We start from the raw sequence: 16,544 nt of genomic DNA on the forward strand, positions 1-16,544 counted from the left end.
GCCTAGATGCCCGGAACGTACAAAACCGTTCCAGTCGGAAGCCCTCATTTTCCGAGGACCGTGCCCTTCGTGGCGCAGGGTGGCCGAACCAGCAGTACCACGATCGCACGTCCGTATGACCAAACGATGACAAAGCCGCCCCAGAAGCCGATATGTGCTCCAGCCGGGGCTGTCGGCCCGGGCGGAGGGCCGAGGCCAGGGGGATTGTCAGACCCCCTTCCTATGCTGGCAGGGCAAGATCGAACGGGGACTCGTCGGGAGGCACAGGTGCAGATCGAGCGCCATCGGGTCAGTGCGGCAGCGCTTGCCGCCGCAGAGGCCGGCTTCGCGGAGCGGATCGGTGGGGAGGTGCACCGGATGCAGCACGACGAGCATCCGGCCACGGGCTGGCGGATGACGGTCGATGCCTTCCTGGACTACCTCGGAGCCCAGTCCGCGCGCAGGCCCGAACTGGGCGGAAAGGATGCCGAGGTCGCGCTCGGGTCGGCGGCGGCAGCCGCGGTGGGGGCGCTGGAGCTGAGCGTGTCCCCGGGGCGGCGATTCGGTGTGCTGATCGACTATGTCGGGGCCGGGGTTTCCTACGGCGGTGCGTCCGAGGGCGACGAGGACCAGGACAGCCAGGTCCACGGGGACCAGGACAGACAGGCCCGCGCCCACGACTGGCTGACTGCCTTCTTCTTGGCGTACATCTCCCGGACCTCCGACCGCAGGGCAGCGGTGTTCGCCGAAGCCGCCCCGCCGTGGCGCGGGAACGAGGGGCGCGCCGACGTGGCGCTCGTCCACGCGTTGCTGGCGTATGTCTTCGGCCATGAGGAAGGGCAGGACAGCACGGCATCTCCGGGACCCGTTCTGGACGTCGAGAAGTGCGTGCTGATCGACATGGTCGTCGCCACACTGGGCGAGGGTGACGACTGGCCCGGCCACCGGGCCGCGCTCAGTACTCTGCGCGCCCTGGCGGTGGGCGACGAGGCGGGCTTCACACGCGATCTCGTGGCGCAGTTGGAGCAGCACCGGAGCCGCGCCGGTGGCGGGAACGCCGGGCCGCGCAGTCTGCTCCCGCTCGATGCCCTCGCGCTCATGGCGATGGCTCACCGCCGGCACGGCTGGCGGCTGCGCATCGAGTCCGACTACCTCCCGCGGGCGCTCGTGACCGGTTTCGCGCCGGGCCCGCCGCGGGTCCGCGCGTACGGCCGGGACAAGCGGGACGACGCGGTGGCCGCGCTCGCCGCCGGGCCTTTGGTGGTCGAGCGCCCGCCGCACCACTTCGCGACGCGGACCACGAGTCCCTCGCTGTACGACGATTGCGCGGCGGAGGAGTTGGCGCGCTTCCATGACTTGGCCGAGGACCCGAAACTGCTCGCGAGGGATCTGACGTCGCTCATGTCGGACCAGCGGCAGCGTTTCCTCGTGCGGGCCGTGCTCGACCCGGACGCGACGGACCCGCGCCAGTACGAGGCGCTGCTGCTGGGCGCCGAGGCGGGGGCGGGCGCCCTCCGGGTGGCGCGGGCCGAGCCCGGCACCGAGGTGGAGGTCTCGATCGGCGGGACGACACGCCCGCTGCCAGCGTGGCGCAGTTCCTTCCGGCCCAATCCGCACCAGTGGCAACAGGCCATTGCCCTGGCGCTGACCGTCGGAGCGCGCCGGCCTCTGGCCGACTGCGTCCTGGTCGATCCCGTGTTCTTCGCGGAGGACGGCTACCCGTCGCCCGGCGGTGCGTACTGCGCGGCGCTTCACGACTATCTGCGCGGCGTCGACCCCGAGCCCGCGGTGGACCATGCGCTGAGGACGGCCGCCCGGATGGCGAGTCCTGGCTTCCTCGCGCCACCGGTTTCCCTGCTGTCCCAACTCGTCCAAGGAGACCGGGACGGCTTCGCCCTCGCGCTGGCCGACGCCCTTGAGGAACACCGCGAGTACTACGCGGTCGGCGACCGGGGCAAGGACATCGAGGCAGCCGTCAACCTCGACCTCTTGGGCCTGGCCTGCCACGCCCGGCGGATCGGCTGGCGCGTCCCGATACGGTCGCCCTATCTGCCGCAGGGGCTGCTCGGTCAGCCCTGAGTGCGCCCGCCGACTTCCGAGCCCCGGACGATGAGCCGGGTCAGCAGGACGACGGAGCGGGGTGCGGAACGGTCACCCTCGATACGGGAGAACAACAGGTTGGCGGCCGTGGCGCCGAGCGCGACCGGGTCCTGGCTGACGACGCTGAGCGGCGGGCTGAGCCGGTCGGCCAGCGGGAAGTCGTCAAATCCGACGACGGCCACCGGGTCGGGGGGCCCGAGTCCGTCCATGACACCGATGGTGATCAGGTCATTGGTGGTGAACAGGGCCGTGGGGGGATCGGGCAGCGTCCGCAGCTCGGCGAGGGCGGCCGCGGCGTCCGACTGGGCGCGCAGGCCATGGCGTACGAGAGCGGGATCCTCGGGTATGCCGTGGGAGGCGAGGGCGTCGAGGTAGCCCGCGTGGCGTTCGCGCTGGGTCCAGATGTCGAAACGGTCGCCGAGGTAGGCGATACGGGTGTGGCCGTGGCCGAGCAGATGGCTGACGGCCTGCTCGGCCCCCGCCCGGTTGTCGACGGTGACGGTGTCGACGGCCAGGCCCCTGGCGGGCCGGTCCACACAGACCACACAAGTGCCGCCCTCCATCGGCTGCTTGAGGAACGCGTGGCCCCCGTTGGTGGGGACCAGAATGAGTCCGTCCACTTGGCGGGCGGTGAAGGCGGCTATGACCTCGCGTTCCCGGCGGGGTTCGTCGTTGGTGCTGCCGACCAGGACGAGAAAGCCGCGACGATGGGCCTCGTCCTCCACGGAGCGGGCCATGAGTGCGTAGAACGGGTTGGCCAGATCGTCGACGACGAGCCCGATGGTGGACGTGCGGAGGTTCTTCTGCCGCAGGTTGCGGGCGTTGACGTTGCGCTGGTAGCCCAACTGCCGTACGGCCTGCTCGACTCGGGCAGCGGTGTCCGGGGAGACCCCGGGCTCGCCCGACACCGCGCGCGACACGGTCATGGGGCTCACTCCCGCCGCGCGGGCCACGTCCTTCATCGTCGGGCGCTTCACGGCCCTCCTCATCGACCGAGCCGCGCCCGGTCCGGCACGGCGACGCGTCGATGATGGCAGACCGGCCCCCTGGTCAGGCTGCTCGCGGGGTGCTTGGGGCAGTCGGGGCGGATCAGTCGAAGATGCCGGCCACGGCTTGGTAACGTTCCCATGAATGACACCCTCCGGAGTTACGGAGTAATTGACGGTCCATCAAACTTTCCTTCTTGAAGGGTGATTGACCCATGGAGCGGGTGAGGCTGGCGGCCGCACGGTGGACGGCGGGCTCAAACTCGCCCCGCTCTCTTGACGGGCGGTCAGGTACACCTCAACAATCCTGAGTTGGTTGGTAACGTTCCCATGCACACCGAGCATCCCCGTCCCGAGGCCGCCCGCCGGACGGCGAGCGGTCCTTTGCGAGAAGGTGGTCCCCCCTCGTGCCCCGCTCCGTGCCCTCCTCCTCCGGATCCGTGGTCCGGTCCAGATGCGTCAGCGCCTTGAGCGCCCTCGCGCTCGCCGCCTCAGGGGCCGTCGGCCTCGCCGCGGCGCCCGCTCACGCGGCAACGCTTCCGCTGACCCAGTACGTCGACCCGTTCATCGGCACCGACGACAGCAACGCCCCGAACCCGGTGCCCGGCGGCGCGGGGGGCAGCACCTACCCCGGGGCCGTGGTCCCGTTCGGCGGCGTGCAGTTCAGTCCCGACACCCCCACCGCCTCGCCGTCCGGCTACCGCTTCAAGGACACCTCCGTCGAGGACTTCAGCCTCACCCACTTCGACGGCGCGGGCTGCGCCAACAACGAGGACCTGCCGCTGCTGCCGGTCACCGGCGCCCTCGGTACCTCTCCCGGTACCGACTGGACCAGCTACGCCTCCGGCTACACCAAGGCGAACGAGGTCGCCAAGCCCGGCTACTACAAGACCCGCCTGGACCGGTACGCCACCGACGTGGAGCTGTCCGCCACCACCCGCACCGGCATGGGCAAGCTGACCTTTCCCGCCTCGACCGCGTCCCGGCTGCTGATCAACACCGGCCGCAGCGCGACCGGAAACCGCGCCGGAACGGTGCACATCAACGGCAACGAGCTGACCGGAAGCGTGACCGCCGGCGGGTTCTGCGGCTCCTCCAAGACGTACCAGATCTACTTCGACGTGCGCTTCGACCGGACACCGACCGGCTTCGGCACCTGGTCGGGCGGGACCGTCACCGACGGTTCGGCCGACGCCTCCGGCACCAGCACCGGCGGGTACGTCACCTTCGACACCACCAACACCACGGCGGTCCAGTTCAAGGTGGGCCTGTCCTACGTCAGTGTCGCGGGCGCCCAGGCCAATGTGACCGCGGAGAACAACGGCTGGGACTTCGGCGCGGTCCGCACCGCGGCCGACGACTCCTGGAACCAGATGCTCAACCGGCTCCAGGTGTCCGGCGGCAGCGCCACCGACCGGCAGAAGTTCTACACCGCCCTGTACCACGTGCTCCAGAGCCCCAACATCTCCAGTGACGTCAACGGCGACTACCGGGGCTTCGACAACGCCGTGCACAACTCGGCCCGGCCGGTGTACCAGAACTACTCCGGCTGGGACATCTACCGTTCCTGGGCGGCCCTCATCGCGCTGATGGCGCCCACCGAGGCCGGTGACATCGCCAAGTCGATGGTCCTGGACGGGCAGCAGGGCGGACTGCTCCCGAAGTGGTCGCAGCAGACCAACGAGGACTTCGTCATGACGGGCGACCCCGGCCCCATCATCGTCAGCAGCATGTACGCGTTCGGGGCCCGCGACTTCGACACCTCGGCGGCACTGGCCCTCATGGAGAAGTCGTCCAACGGCGGAACCGCGCAAGGCAGCGCGATCCGCGGACGCCAGTCGACGTACACGAGCCTGCACTATCTCGACGACCCCTCCGACTCCCTCGAATACTCGGCATCCGACTTCGCGGTGGCCCAGTTCGCCAAGGGGCTGGGCGACATGTCGAGCTACACGACACATATGGGGCGCGCCCAGTGGTGGCGCAACACCTTCAACCCCGAGTCCTCGTATGTGCAGCAGCACAAGAGCGACGGCTCCTGGAGCTGGCCGCTCGATCCGGCGAGCCAGTCCACCTTCACGGAAGGCAACGCCTCCCAGTACACCTGGATGGTCCCGTACGACTTCTCCGGCCTGATCAACTCGATGGGCGGCCCGGGGACCGCCGTGCAGCGCCTCGACCACCACTTCACCGAGGTCAACGCCGGGCAGAGCAGGCCCTATTACTACATAGGGAACGAGCCCGAGCACGGTGTGCCGTGGGCCTACAACTACGCCCGCCATCCGGCCGGCGCCACGGACGCGGTGCGCAAGGTGATGTCCGAGTCCTTCACCACCGGCGCGGGCGGGCTGCCCGGCAATGACGACCTCGGCGCGACCTCGGCCTGGTACGTGTGGGCCGCGCTCGGCATGTACCCGGCCACGCCCGGCGCGGACACACTCGCGGTGCACGGGCCGCAGTTCCCGTCCATCCTGATCCAGCGGGCGGCCGGGAACATCACCATCAACAGTTCCGGATCCGGACCCTATGTGCAGGCGCTCGACGTCAACGGCACGGCCACCAGCCACAGTTACCTGCGCTATCCGGACGTCGCGGGCGGTGCGACCCTCACCTACACGATGGGCGGCGCGCCCAGCACCACCTGGGGCACCGGCGCCTTTGACGTGCCGCCGTCCTACCAGGACGGTGCCACCCCGGTGCCCGCCGCGCCCGAACTCGGCACGAACCTCGCGCTCGGCAAGCCGGTGACCGGCTCGGCCCCTTGCGCGACGGCGGAATCGGCCGACAACGCGGTGGACGGCTCCCTGGCGAACAACAGCAAGTGGTGCTCGGCCGCGGCGAACCCCACGCTCCAGGTCGATCTGGGGTCCGTGCGGACGGTGTCCTCGTTCGTGGTCAAGCACGCCGGGCTCGGCGGCGAGACCACCGGCTGGAACACCGGGGCCTTCCAGATCCAGACCAGCACCGACGGCACCGCCTGGACCACCGCGGCCACGGTCACCGGCTCGCGCTCCAGCCGTACGTACCATCCCGTCACCGCCAGATCGGCGCGCTACGTACGGCTGGTCATCTCAAGCCCCTCGAACACGAGCGGCGGCGGGAGCGACGCCGCCCGGGTGTACGAGTTCGAGGTCTACGGGGCGAACGCGGGCAGCCGGGACCTGGCGATCGGACAGCCGGCCACCGGATCCGCCTCCTGCACCTCCTCGGAGACCCCGGACAAGGCGGTCAACGGCAGTGTCAGCGGCGGCAACAGTGACAAGTGGTGCTCAAAGGCGTCGGGCACCAAGACCCTCCAGGTCGACCTCGGCGCGGCCCATCCGCTGACCTCGATCACCGTCCGCCACGCGGGCGCCGGGGGCGAGAGCGCGGACTGGAACACCAAGGACTTCGACCTGAGCGTCTCCGCCGACGGCAGCGCCTGGACCACGGTGGCCCAGGTGCGCGGCAACACGGCCGACTCCACGACCAGCCCCGTCACATCGTCGGCGCGCCATGTGCGCCTCGCCGTCATCACCCCGACCCAGAACGGCGACCCGGCCGCCCGCATATACGAGCTGGAGGTCAACGGCACCTGACCGACATGGGGCCCGCCAGCACAGGGCCGCCGCACACCGAGCCCCGACGGCGGGCCCCAGCACATGTGGGGCGGCTCGCCGTCGGGGCTCGCCGTCGTTCTGTCCCGTCGATGAGCGACAGGAGCATCCGCACGTCCGGCTCCCGCCGTGCAGAAACGATTCATACGCATAAAATGACGGGGTATCGGGAACTCACCCACCAGAACAGGGAACACCTGTGCGATGCTGCTGAAGGCGGGGATGCGGAGATGAAGGCCATACGGTTCGCCGGTGCGGGGCACCCGCTCAGTCTGGAGACGGTCCCGGACCCGGAGCCCGGGCCGGAGTGGGTGGTGGTCGACATCGAGGCGGCCGGGATCTGCCATTCGGACCTGCACATCATGAGCGGCATGGACCTGGGCGACCTCGCGGTCAAGCGCCCGGTCACGCTCGGCCACGAGGGCGCGGGTGTGATCTCCGCGGTGGGCGACGCCGTACGGGAGTTCAAGGTCGGCGACCGGGTGGGCATCGCACTGGTCGTGCATCCGATCGAGGCGGGCATGTTCACACCCGGGGTGGGACACGACGGGGCATTCGCCGAGCAGGAACTGGCACATGTGTCGACGCTGGTGCGGATCCCCGACAACGTGACGTTCGCCGAGGCCGCGGTCGCGACCGACGCGGTGGCCACCGCCTACCACGCGGTCCGTACGGCCGGTTCGGTTCGGCGCGGGCAGACGGTCGGCGTCATCGGTCTCGGCGGCCTCGGCCTCAACGGCGTACGCATCGCCAGTCTGCTCGGCGCGACCGTGTACGGGGTGGACATCAGCCCGGCCGCCCACGGCCCGGCGACGGAGGCCGGAGCCTCCGCCTGCTTCGGGGACGTCCGGGAACTCGCGGCCAGGAACCCCGACGTCATCGTGGACTTCGCCGGAGTCGGCTCGACGGCCTCGGCCGCCGTGGAGGTCGTGCGTCCGGGCGGCTGTGTGGTGCTCGTCGGGCTAGGCGGCGCCGTCGCGCCGATCCCGATCGCTTCCCTGGTGCTGCGCAACGTCCGGCTCATCGGCTCCCTCGGCGCGAGCAAGGACGAACTGCGGGAGGTGTACGACCTCATCGCGAGGGGGGCGCTCAAGCCCACGGTGCACGAGGTTCCCTTCGGTGAACTCCCCGCGGCGATGGACCGGTTGGCCCGCGGCGAGGTCCAGGGCCGCCTCTACACCCGGCCGCGTGCCCACCTCCGCATGGCGGCGGAGGCCGCCTGACCGGGACTCGGCATCAACTCCCTTGGTAGGGCGCCTCTTCCAGGTTCGCGAGGAGCCAGGCCTCGGCCTGGAGGAGGCGTCGCTCCACCTCCGCCGTGTCGGCTCCGCACACGATGACGAAGCACAGGTGCGAGGCGCTGTGCACGGTCACCGCGCCGGGCGCGAGCTGCTCGTTGACCTCGTAATGCCGCACCCACTCGAAGGGCGGTCGACCGGGCGCCCGCACGGGGCGGCCCTGCGGAAGGATGGATACCGAGCCGTGCACCGCTGCGGGGGGAGCAGTCGGCGGCGGGCCGACGGGCAGCCCACACAACTGGCGCAGCAAGGTGGTGTGCAGGTCCACACCGTAGGTGGCCCGGGTGAGCAGGGGGATGCGGTCCCCGCCGATGCGGGAGGCGATTTCACACAGCACCAGTCCGTCCTCAGGTGTGTGGAACACCTCCAGGTGGTACGCGCTGACCTCAGGGGTGTCGAAGGCTTCGAGCGTACGGTCGAGGAATTCCGCCAGCCTCTTGGCGAACGGGTCCTGCGGGTGCAGCTGGACCGAGCCGTTGTTCTGTCCGGAGAACACGCCGAGGCAACTGCGCAGATACCGGGATGACGCCACGAACCGGTATCCCTCACCCAGTACCGCGTCGACGTGGTACATGGGGCCCTCGATGAATTCCTCGGCCATGAGGTCGTCGCGCCACGGACGCCGGCTGAACGCGACGAGGTCGTCGTCGCCGCGCAGCACCGCGATGTCCCGTGAGCCGCCCTGTTTCACCGGCTTGACGACGACCGGGTACGCGCACCGCTCGATGAAGCGGGTCAGGTCGACAATGGTCTCCAGGCGGGCGAAGCGGGCCGTGGCGACGGTATGGCCCGCGACCTCCTTCATGACCAGCTTGTCGCGGAACGACAGGGCGCTGGCCGGGGATTGACCGGAGATCCCGAAGTCCGCCCGTATCCGGGCAGCCCGTTCGAGGTCGTACTCATTGTCCGTGACGACATGACTGAACGGCTTCTCACCGGCCAGTCGACGGATCATCAACTCCGGGTAGGGCACGGACTCGCAGTCCTCGATGTGCTCGTAGTGAGCCAGCCCCTCGGTGTTCTGGAGCTCGTTGTGGCTGAACACATGCAGTTTGTCGACGAGTTCGGGGAGCATCGCGGGATAGTCGAGCCTTGGCCCGTAGTTGATCACCGCGATGTTGGTCGTCGGTCGGACGCTGGTCATCGGTCGTCGGCCTCGCCTTCGTGACCGAGGGGTGCGACGCCCCTCAGGGTGTTCAGTAAAACGCACTGTAGTGCAGAATACTGTTCCGCGGCGACGATGCGGGTTCCGAACAGCACGGCGAAGTCCGTCGTGTCGGCGCCGATGACGTGCACGACGACGAACGCGGTCCCATCAACCGGATTTCGTCGGCTACGGCAACACCACCGATATGGGTCAGCCGGATGGATCAGTAGAGGCTGGAGAACAGTACGGCGATCATCTGCGCGGGCTCGTCGGTGTCGTTGCGGAAGCTGTGCGGGTGGCCGGCCGACCATTGGACGCTGTCCCCGGCGCGCAGCTCGTGGTCGACGCCGTTGTACCGGGCCACGAGGGTGCCCCGGGTGATCGTGATGAGGTCGGAGCCCTCGTGCTGGAGGTCCTCGGTGAGGGAGCTGCGCGGCTCGAAGTCGCCCGTGACCACCTGGTATCCGAGCTCCGGGGAGCGCAGCAGCCGGTAGACGACACCGGGCGCCCGCCGCAGGACCTCCTGCTTCTCGCGCGGGAAGAGGGAGGGCGTGGCCCGGCCCCGCGAGAACCCGAGGAACGAGCCGACGTCGTGATCGAACACCTTGGCCAGGCGGCCGAGCCGCTCCAGCGCGATATCGGTCTCACCGCGCTCAAGCGAGGCGAGGAACGACACCGAAAGACCGCACTCGGCGGCGACTTGGCGCAGCGACATGCCCTTGCGGGTACGGAGCCGGTGCAGCACTTCGCCGGGCGGCGGGAAGCCGAGCTCGGGGTCCCGCGAGCCGGAGGGAGGGGAAGGGGCGGGGAGGTCCGGGTCGGTCATGGCCGCATCCTAGATGCCACGTACCGGCTCCTGAGCTGCGAGGCTGCCTGCGGCAGGGGTGCCCCGGCGTACGACGCGGGTTTGCCGACCCGGCGGATCCCCGGCGCGAGGTCGTCTATGCAGGCCCGCGCGACACCCAGTACAACGGTGGGGCGGGCCCGGCGACCGCCGGGGTCCGGACCGGGTGGAGGCATGCGTGCGCAGGGTCGCGATCATCGGGGCGGGGCAGGCCGGGCTTCAACTGGCGCTGGGACTTCGAAGCGCGGGATACGAGGTGACGGTGGTGTCGGAGCGCACCGCCGAAGAGGTGCGGGGCGGCGGGGTCATGTCGACGCAGCTGATGTTCGGACCGGCCCTCGCACTGGAGCGGGCGGCCGGGCTGAACCTCTGGGACGACCTGGCCCCCGTGATGCGCGGCTTCGAGATGACCCAGTGGGACCCCGCCGCGGAGGCGCCCCGGTCACGGTTCACCGCCTCCTTCGACGAGGAGGTCCGCTCGGTGGACCAGCGGCTGAAACTCGCGGCCTGGCTGGAGCTGTTCGAGGCGCGGGGAGGCCGGGTCGAGTACCGGTCGGCCGGTGCCGACGAGCTTGCCGGGATCGCCGGGCGCCATGACCTCACGGTCGTCGCCACCGGCCGCGGCGCCCTCTCCTCGCTGTTCGGCCGCGACGCCGAACGCTCCGCGTACGACCGCCCCCAGCGCACCCTCGCCTGCTTCTACGCGTCCGGTGTCGAAGGGCGGGGCGCCGCATCCGACGCGTACGCGCGCGTCACGGGCGTGCCGCCCGCCGGGGACGCCATCGTCATGCGGGCACTGACCGTGGGCGGGCGGTGCGACATCCTCCTCATCGAGGGCAAGTTCGGTGGCCCGTACGACTGTTGGGGCGACCGGCCGGCTCCGGAGGAGGGGCTGCGGCGGGCGGTGGAGCTGCTGCGCGTGTACGCGCCCTGGGAGTACGAGCGCTTCGCCAAGGCCGAACCCACGGACGCGGGCGCCGCGTTGTACGGCGCGATCACCCCGACGGTCCGGCACGGGGTCGCCGAGCTCGGCGACGGTCAGTGCGTGCTGGGCATGGCGGACGCGGTCGTCGTCAATGACCCGATCACCGGGCAGGGAGCCAACAACGCCGCGCGGGCGGCGGCCAGTTACCTCGATGCGATCGTGCGGCGCGGCGATCTTTCGTTCGACGGTCCGTGGATGCGGCGGACCTTCGCGGAGTACTGGAAGAGTGCCCAGCACGTGCACGCCTTCACCGATCTGATGCTTCGTCAGCCCCCGGCCGATCACGTCGTACGTCTCCTGGAAGCCGCCTTCGAGCACCCGGCGGCCGCCCACCGCTTCACCAACGGGTACGCGGACCCGCTCGACTACCGCGACTGGCTGATGGATCCGGCGGGGGCGGAGCGGTACCTCGCGGAGATCGCACGGGCCGACTGAGGCCGGGAGCGTGGTCGTTGAGTGCGGGCGGCGGGCGTGAGCCCGTGCGCTCCGGCTCCGCAAGGGCAGTTGTGCCTGCTGCCGCTCCGTCGGCCCGCAGTGCCGTTACGAAGCCAGTGGCGCGAGCGGGCGCTCCCCGAGCAGGAGGTCCGCGTGGTGGCGGGCCGCGACCAGCGGGTGGGCGCGGAGCTTGCCCTTGAGTTCGTTGCGGCCGTACTCCGCGAACAGCGGGTTGGCCGGGTCCGCGGTGGCGCCGGGCGCGTGCGCCGCGTACGGGAAGGTCAGTGGCTCGATGCGGGCGTCCAGGCGCGGGTTGTAGAAGAACGGCACCGAGAAGCGTTCGGTGGCTCCGGGCGGGCTCACCACGCGGTGGTTGGTGGCGAGCAGGTAGCCGTTGGTCGCCACCTCGAGCAGTTCGCCCAGGTTCACGACGAAGGCGCCGGGCAGCGGCGGCACGTCGTGGAAGCGGCCGTCCTCGCGCTGCACCTGGAGCCCGCCGACGGCGTCCTGGTGGAGCAGGGTGAGGAAGCCGTAGTCCTTGTGGGCGCCGACACCCTGCGCGGTGCCGTCCTCGGCGCTGCCCGGGTAGCGGACCAGCTTCAGGTGCAGATGGGCGCGGTCACCGAACACGTCGTCGTAGAAGTCCTCGGGCGCGCCGATCGCCGCGAGCAGTTCGTGCAGCAGCTTCTCGGCGACCGCGCTGAGCCGGTCGATCCAGGTGAGCGCCGCGGTGCGCAGTTCGGGCAGGGCGGCGGGCCACTGGTTGGGGCCCTCCAGCCACCAGTACGCGGGCTCGCCGGGCCCCGGTATACGGGCGGGGCGCTCGGCGCCGATGTCGAGCTGGTCACGCCAGTCGCGCGAGCCGCCGGTGCGCTCGTCACCGATCCGCGTATAGCCGCGGAAATGGGGGGAGTTGACGTTGTCGATGGCCAGCCGGTCGGCTTCCGGAAGCCGGAAGAACGCCCGCATGGTGTCGTTGAGGGCGGCGGTCTCGGCGTCGGTGACGCCGTGCCCGACGAGCTGGAAGAAGCCGACGCCGTGGGCGGCGCTGTGGAGCTGGGCGTGCAGCTGCCGACGGGACTCGGGGCCGCGGTCGGCGGCGGAGAGGTCGATGATCGGGAGCTGTGACGAAGTCACGTACGACATGAGAGCCATCCGCTGGGATATGCCCCGGCCGGCGCGGGTGGGCGCGTTCACGGCTCCGCCGGGGTGGGGCGGGGGCCGTGCAGGCACGGGGAGGGTGAAGGGGGGCCTGGGTCAGCGGGAAGTGCGACAGGCCATGCTCGTAACGCGGACGTAGTCCACGTGGCGGCGTCGAACGAGCGGAGGCATGTCGCAAGGTTACTCCTGGCGGCCCCCGCGGGCTGTGACCGGCCTCACATGTGCCGGTGAAGGGCCTCGCAGCCTCACAGGGGCCGGTGGGAGGCCCCGCGGGTAACCCGGCTTCGCCGTCCGCCGCCGGAATCGCCGTCCCCCGCATTCCCGCCGCCTCCGTCCGCCCGTGGTCGAGTGGGGAGCATCTTCACCCCCGGTGGCGAGGTTGCGCCAGAGCTCCCGCAGACATTGCCGATTCCGTACGGTCGGGGCGCCAGGGGGCCCGGCCGGAGGGCGTGATCCGGCCATGGGGCGCAGCCACTTCGATGCCAAAATCGTGTGGTGGCCCACCACTTGGGCACGGCCGCGATCGGAGGAGTGCACGGCGTGAACACACATACCCTGGTGTCCGAGCCCATCAACACAGAGCGGCTCGACCTGCTGCCGCTCCGCGTCGCCGATGCCGAGGAAATGTCCGCCGTGCTGTCCGACCCGGCCCTGTATGCCTTCATCGGCGGCGCCCCGGAGACCGCGCAAGCCCTTCGTGCCCGCTACGAGCGCATGACCGCGGGCTCTCCCGACCCGGAGGTGAGCTGGCTGAACTGGGTGATCCGGCTCCGTGGCGAGGCGTGTGCGACGGGCACGGTCCAGGCGACGATCGGACCCATGGGGCACGGGCCGGTGGCCGAGATCGCATGGGTGGTGGGCACCCCATGGCAGGGCCGGGGGATCGCCACCGAAGCGGCCAGGGGGCTCGTCGAGTGGCTCGGCCGGCAGGCCGTGTCGGCCGTCGTCGCCCACATTCACCCGGAGCATCACGCATCCGCCGCCGTTGCCGCCGCTTGCGGGCTCGGGCCCACTGAGGTGTGGCAGGACGGCGAGGTCAGATGGCAGCGTACGACCGGGCTCCGGACCGGCCACGCCCGCACCAACCGCTGAACCGAGTCCGGGAGCGGAGGTGCGGGCGTCGTACGAGCCGGTGTGCGATGGATTCACTGTGACCGGGTGCCAGGGGGGTTCCGCGCTATTGGCGGAGCCTCACGGGACCGGGGGCCGGGTGCGCGGGTTCACGTTGGTGTTTTGCGGGACTTGGTCATCAGCATGCCGCCCGCGACGAGTGCGAACAGGCACACGCACGCGCCAGTGATGACGTTGCTGAGGATCGCTCCGGTGCCGGCGCTGCGCGCGACGACCCAGGGAGAGATGATCAGCCAGGCGCCCAGGAGCAGCACCACGAAGTTCAGATCCTGGGACCTCTCGGGGACCATGGACATGCACAGACCCAGGACCGCGAGGGTTATACCGACGATCAGGTTGCTGAGGGCCAAGGTCGGCTTGGCTGCTGAGAAGTGGACCGTCCAGCCGGATATCGCGGCGTAGATTCCGGCGAGGATCACGAGTTCCTCGACCGCCGCGACACCTCGGGTTTCCATCACACGGGCGTAGCGGTCCCGCATCTCCGACACATCGGGGTGTCCGGAGATATCACCGGGGCGGTGTGAGACGTCGGCCATCCGACTCGCCTCCTTCTGAAAACTCTGCACGTCTGGCCGCGCTGCGACAGGATGTCGCTGTCCCATTGTGCTCTTATCTGGCCTTTATGTGTAGATGTCGCCGGTATTTACTATTCACCCATATTTGCCATCGCTGTGAGTGTCATTTCGATTGCGGACAGTGCGGCATGGTTCATCTGGAGGGGGTGGGGCCGGGGAGTTTCAACCCTTCAACCGGGGGGCCGCCCGGGCCACGTCCGCTGGCCATCTGCCGGTCATCTGGCAGGAGTAGGACCGGGCCATGTCACAAACGACGAGTGCACCGGCCCCGTCCCCGGCCCGCTTCTCCGATGTCAAAGGCTGGTTCTGGCCGGCCGATCAGCTGCTGTTCGACTGGTTCCTGACGCGTCAGGACAAGGCCCCGCAGCAGCCCGGAGATCTGCTGGAACTCGGTGCCTATCTAGGCAAGAGCGCGATCTTCATCGGTGGATATCTCCGTACCGGCGAGGAGTTCACGGTCTGCGACCTCTTCGACTCGCCCGCGCCCGACGACCCCAACAGCGCGGAGATGGGCAGGTCGTACGCGACGCTGACCCGCCGCGCCTTCGAAGCGAACTACCTCGCCTTCCACCCGGAGCTGCCCACCGTCGTACAGGCGCCGACCTCGGTGATCGCATCCCGGCTGCGGCCGGACAGCTGTCGCTTCATCCACATCGACGCCTCGCATCTGTACGAGCACGTGCACGGCGACATCGAGGCCGCCAGGGAACTGGCCGGGCCCGACGCGATCGTGGCCTTCGATGACTTCCGGGCCGAGCACTGCCCCGGGGTGGCGGCCGCCGTCTGGGGCGCCGTCGCCACGAAGGAGCTGAAGCTCATCTGCATCACCGGCACCAAGGCATACGGCACTTGGGGCGATGCCGAGCCGGTACGGACCGAGCTGCTCGACTGGCTGAAGTCGCGCACGGACCTGTGGCACGGGGTGGAGGAGGTGGCGGGCGCGCCGCTCATCCGGATCAGCGGCAAGAAGGCCGTGGCGCCGACTCCGCCGCGGCCGCTGCACCCGGCCCCGCCGGAGACGGCGGCCGTGCCCGAACCGAGCGGGACGGCCGCCCCCGCTCCGGCGACGCGAACCCGGAGCCTGCTGGCCCGCGCGCTGGGCGGCCGGCGCGGCCGCTGAGGAAGGCGCCGCGGGCGGCTCGACCGTACGAGCCGCCCGCGGCGCGAGGGCCGGACCCGGGCTCCGGCGGGCGGCGTGACGTTCCTGCTAGCTCGCCGGATGGACCGGCGCGAGGATCTCCTGGATTCCGGAGCCCAGTCCGGCCGAGTGGTCGACGACCACGCCGACGCCCTGCTCCTGGCCGAACAAGTCCGTCCACGAGCCGAAGAACAGGAAGGACTTGTTCGTCGCGAGGCCCACGGCGGCGAACACCAGCAGCTGAGTCGCGAGCAGCAGTCCCAGCCGGCCCAGGACGGTTTTCCAGTTTTGACGTGCCAGGCGCGGCCACAGCCAGATGGTGACGGTGAACATCACCACGGCGCACAGCACGGTCACTGCCAGCACCTTGTTACTCGTGAGACCCATGGGTCGATAGAACTCTCTGCCAGAAGTTCACCCGGGCATCGGGCATGACCGCCCGGGTGGCACCGCTCAGGGGTGCTCAGGAGGGTAGATAGCGATGGGGGCCGATCCGTTCCAGCGCCGACCCGGTCAGAAGGCCGAGGATTCCGCTTCAGGGGCGGGGCTGGGGCTCGGGACGGGGGCGCTGGCGCCGACCACGGTGTCGAGGTATTCGGACACCGCGTCGCGGTTGCGGACCAGACAGGCGATGCGCTGCGTCATGCGGTCGCGTTCGAGGGTCAGCGTGGCGATCATTTCCGGCGTGGCGTCGGGGAAGTGGATGGTCCGGGGCTTGTCGAGGCAGGGAAGGATCTGCTTGATGATGCGCGTCGGAAGCCCGGCGTCGAGCAGCCCCCGGATCTGCATGACCCGGTCCACGAAGGCCTTGTCGTAATCGCGGTAGCCGTTGGCGGAGCGGCTGGAGACGACCAGGCCCTGCTCCTCGTAGTACCGCAGCAGCCGACGCGACGTGCCGGTGCGCTCCGACAACTCCCCGATACGCATGTGCTCCCCCTCGCGGCCCGATGCCGTGACCCTCACGTCCGTGTGAGGCTTGGGGCGAGTGTACGGTCGGGCCCGCCCTGCGGCGAGCGGCTGTCTGCCAAATCGCAGGCTCCGTACGAAGCGGGCCCGGAGACCAAGATTCGCTCCATCTCGCGAGGTCGGCCCGAGGGCAGGCACGCGCGGAGTCCGAACGGGCGGCCTCCCTGACCGGCAACGCGGCGCGAGTGGGAGGTCCTCCTGGA

13 protein-coding genes are annotated in these 16,544 nt (G+C 70.1%); 6 read left to right on the forward strand and 7 right to left on the reverse strand.

The annotated features are described in order from the left end of the window. Positions 1-267 precede the first annotated feature (267 nt). Positions 268-2,058: an immunity 49 family protein gene (locus ACIBK6_RS11010; RefSeq protein WP_399050756.1), complete on the forward strand. Its 1,791-nt coding sequence runs from the start codon at positions 268-270 to the stop codon at positions 2,056-2,058. On the opposite strand, the gene ACIBK6_RS11015 is transcribed toward ACIBK6_RS11010, so the two are convergent. After that, complete coding sequence (locus ACIBK6_RS11015) at positions 2,049-3,056, reverse strand: LacI family DNA-binding transcriptional regulator (RefSeq protein WP_399050757.1); 1,008 nt, start codon at positions 3,054-3,056, stop codon at positions 2,049-2,051. The genes ACIBK6_RS11010 and ACIBK6_RS11015 overlap by 10 nt on opposite strands. A gap of 476 nt (positions 3,057-3,532) precedes the next feature. Here ACIBK6_RS11015 and ACIBK6_RS11020 point away from each other — a divergent pair, with 476 nt between their 5' ends. Together ACIBK6_RS11020 and ACIBK6_RS11025 are read left to right on the forward strand one after the other, a co-directional pair. After that, positions 3,533-6,643 (forward strand): GH92 family glycosyl hydrolase, encoded by a 3,111-nt coding sequence (locus tag ACIBK6_RS11020; RefSeq protein WP_399050759.1) that lies wholly within the window; start codon positions 3,533-3,535, stop codon positions 6,641-6,643. 248 nt (positions 6,644-6,891) lie between these two features. Next, positions 6,892-7,884: a zinc-binding dehydrogenase gene (locus ACIBK6_RS11025; protein WP_399050760.1), complete on the forward strand. Its 993-nt coding sequence runs from the start codon at positions 6,892-6,894 to the stop codon at positions 7,882-7,884. A 13-nt stretch (positions 7,885-7,897) separates the two neighbouring features. Here ACIBK6_RS11025 and ACIBK6_RS11030 read toward each other — a convergent pair whose 3' ends face one another. Both ACIBK6_RS11030 and ACIBK6_RS11035 read right to left on the reverse strand, forming a co-directional pair. After that, on the reverse strand, positions 7,898-9,103 hold the full coding sequence (locus ACIBK6_RS11030; RefSeq protein WP_399050761.1) for an acetyl-CoA carboxylase biotin carboxylase subunit family protein: 1,206 nt from the start codon (positions 9,101-9,103) through the stop codon (positions 7,898-7,900). 226 nt (positions 9,104-9,329) lie between these two features. Then, positions 9,330-9,932, reverse strand: coding sequence for a cupin domain-containing protein (locus tag ACIBK6_RS11035; protein ID WP_399050762.1), 603 nt, complete (start codon positions 9,930-9,932; stop codon positions 9,330-9,332). A gap of 196 nt (positions 9,933-10,128) precedes the next feature. Between ACIBK6_RS11035 and ACIBK6_RS11040 the strand changes: the two genes are divergently transcribed. Continuing rightward, complete coding sequence (locus ACIBK6_RS11040; RefSeq protein ID WP_399050764.1) at positions 10,129-11,370, forward strand: styrene monooxygenase/indole monooxygenase family protein; 1,242 nt, start codon at positions 10,129-10,131, stop codon at positions 11,368-11,370. Positions 11,371-11,475: 105 nt separating this feature from the next. On the opposite strand, the gene ACIBK6_RS11045 is transcribed toward ACIBK6_RS11040, so the two are convergent. Next, the gene (locus tag ACIBK6_RS11045; protein WP_399050765.1) at positions 11,476-12,516 is read right to left on the reverse strand and encodes an isopenicillin N synthase family dioxygenase; all 1,041 of its coding nucleotides are present in this window, start codon (positions 12,514-12,516) and stop codon (positions 11,476-11,478) included. Positions 12,517-13,071: 555 nt separating this feature from the next. Between ACIBK6_RS11045 and ACIBK6_RS11050 the strand changes: the two genes are divergently transcribed. Continuing rightward, positions 13,072-13,623 (forward strand): GNAT family N-acetyltransferase, encoded by a 552-nt coding sequence (locus ACIBK6_RS11050; protein WP_399050766.1) that lies wholly within the window; start codon positions 13,072-13,074, stop codon positions 13,621-13,623. Between the two features lie 128 nt (positions 13,624-13,751). Here ACIBK6_RS11050 and ACIBK6_RS11055 read toward each other — a convergent pair whose 3' ends face one another. Beyond that, positions 13,752-14,198, reverse strand: a complete 447-nt coding sequence (locus ACIBK6_RS11055; RefSeq protein WP_399050768.1) for an SPW repeat protein — start codon at positions 14,196-14,198, stop codon at positions 13,752-13,754. Positions 14,199-14,478: 280 nt separating this feature from the next. Here ACIBK6_RS11055 and ACIBK6_RS11060 point away from each other — a divergent pair, with 280 nt between their 5' ends. Continuing rightward, positions 14,479-15,357 carry a class I SAM-dependent methyltransferase gene (locus tag ACIBK6_RS11060; RefSeq protein ID WP_399050769.1) on the forward strand — a complete coding sequence of 293 codons (879 nt, stop codon included), beginning with the start codon at positions 14,479-14,481 and terminating at the stop codon, positions 15,355-15,357. Positions 15,358-15,444: 87 nt separating this feature from the next. Here ACIBK6_RS11060 and ACIBK6_RS11065 read toward each other — a convergent pair whose 3' ends face one another. Together ACIBK6_RS11065 and ACIBK6_RS11070 are read right to left on the reverse strand one after the other, a co-directional pair. Then, positions 15,445-15,762, reverse strand: coding sequence for a hypothetical protein (locus ACIBK6_RS11065; RefSeq protein ID WP_399050770.1), 318 nt, complete (start codon positions 15,760-15,762; stop codon positions 15,445-15,447). A gap of 126 nt (positions 15,763-15,888) precedes the next feature. Further along, positions 15,889-16,302, reverse strand: a complete 414-nt coding sequence (locus ACIBK6_RS11070) for a MerR family transcriptional regulator (RefSeq protein ID WP_399050771.1) — start codon at positions 16,300-16,302, stop codon at positions 15,889-15,891. Between the last annotated feature and the right edge of the window lie 242 nt (positions 16,303-16,544).

Source organism: Streptomyces sp. NPDC050485, from assembly GCF_044458185.1.
Taxonomy (GTDB): Bacteria; Actinomycetota; Actinomycetes; order Streptomycetales; family Streptomycetaceae; genus Streptomyces.

Bases quoted from the DNA above. Each gene is read 5' to 3' on its own strand.
- ACIBK6_RS11045 (WP_399050765.1), bottom strand. From the start codon at position 12,516: ATGTCGTACGTGACTTCGTCACAGCTCCCGATCATCGACCTCTCCGCC.
- ACIBK6_RS11060 (WP_399050769.1), top strand. From the start codon at position 14,479: ATGTCACAAACGACGAGTGCACCGGCCCCGTCCCCGGCCCGCTTCTCC.
- ACIBK6_RS11035 (WP_399050762.1), bottom strand. From the start codon at position 9,932: ATGACCGACCCGGACCTCCCCGCCCCTTCCCCTCCCTCCGGCTCGCGG.
- ACIBK6_RS11025 (WP_399050760.1), top strand. From the start codon at position 6,892: ATGAAGGCCATACGGTTCGCCGGTGCGGGGCACCCGCTCAGTCTGGAG.
- ACIBK6_RS11070 (WP_399050771.1), bottom strand. From the start codon at position 16,302: ATGCGTATCGGGGAGTTGTCGGAGCGCACCGGCACGTCGCGTCGGCTG.
- ACIBK6_RS11065 (WP_399050770.1), bottom strand. From the start codon at position 15,762: ATGGGTCTCACGAGTAACAAGGTGCTGGCAGTGACCGTGCTGTGCGCC.
- ACIBK6_RS11055 (WP_399050768.1), bottom strand. From the start codon at position 14,198: ATGGCCGACGTCTCACACCGCCCCGGTGATATCTCCGGACACCCCGAT.
- ACIBK6_RS11030 (WP_399050761.1), bottom strand. From the start codon at position 9,103: ATGACCAGCGTCCGACCGACGACCAACATCGCGGTGATCAACTACGGG.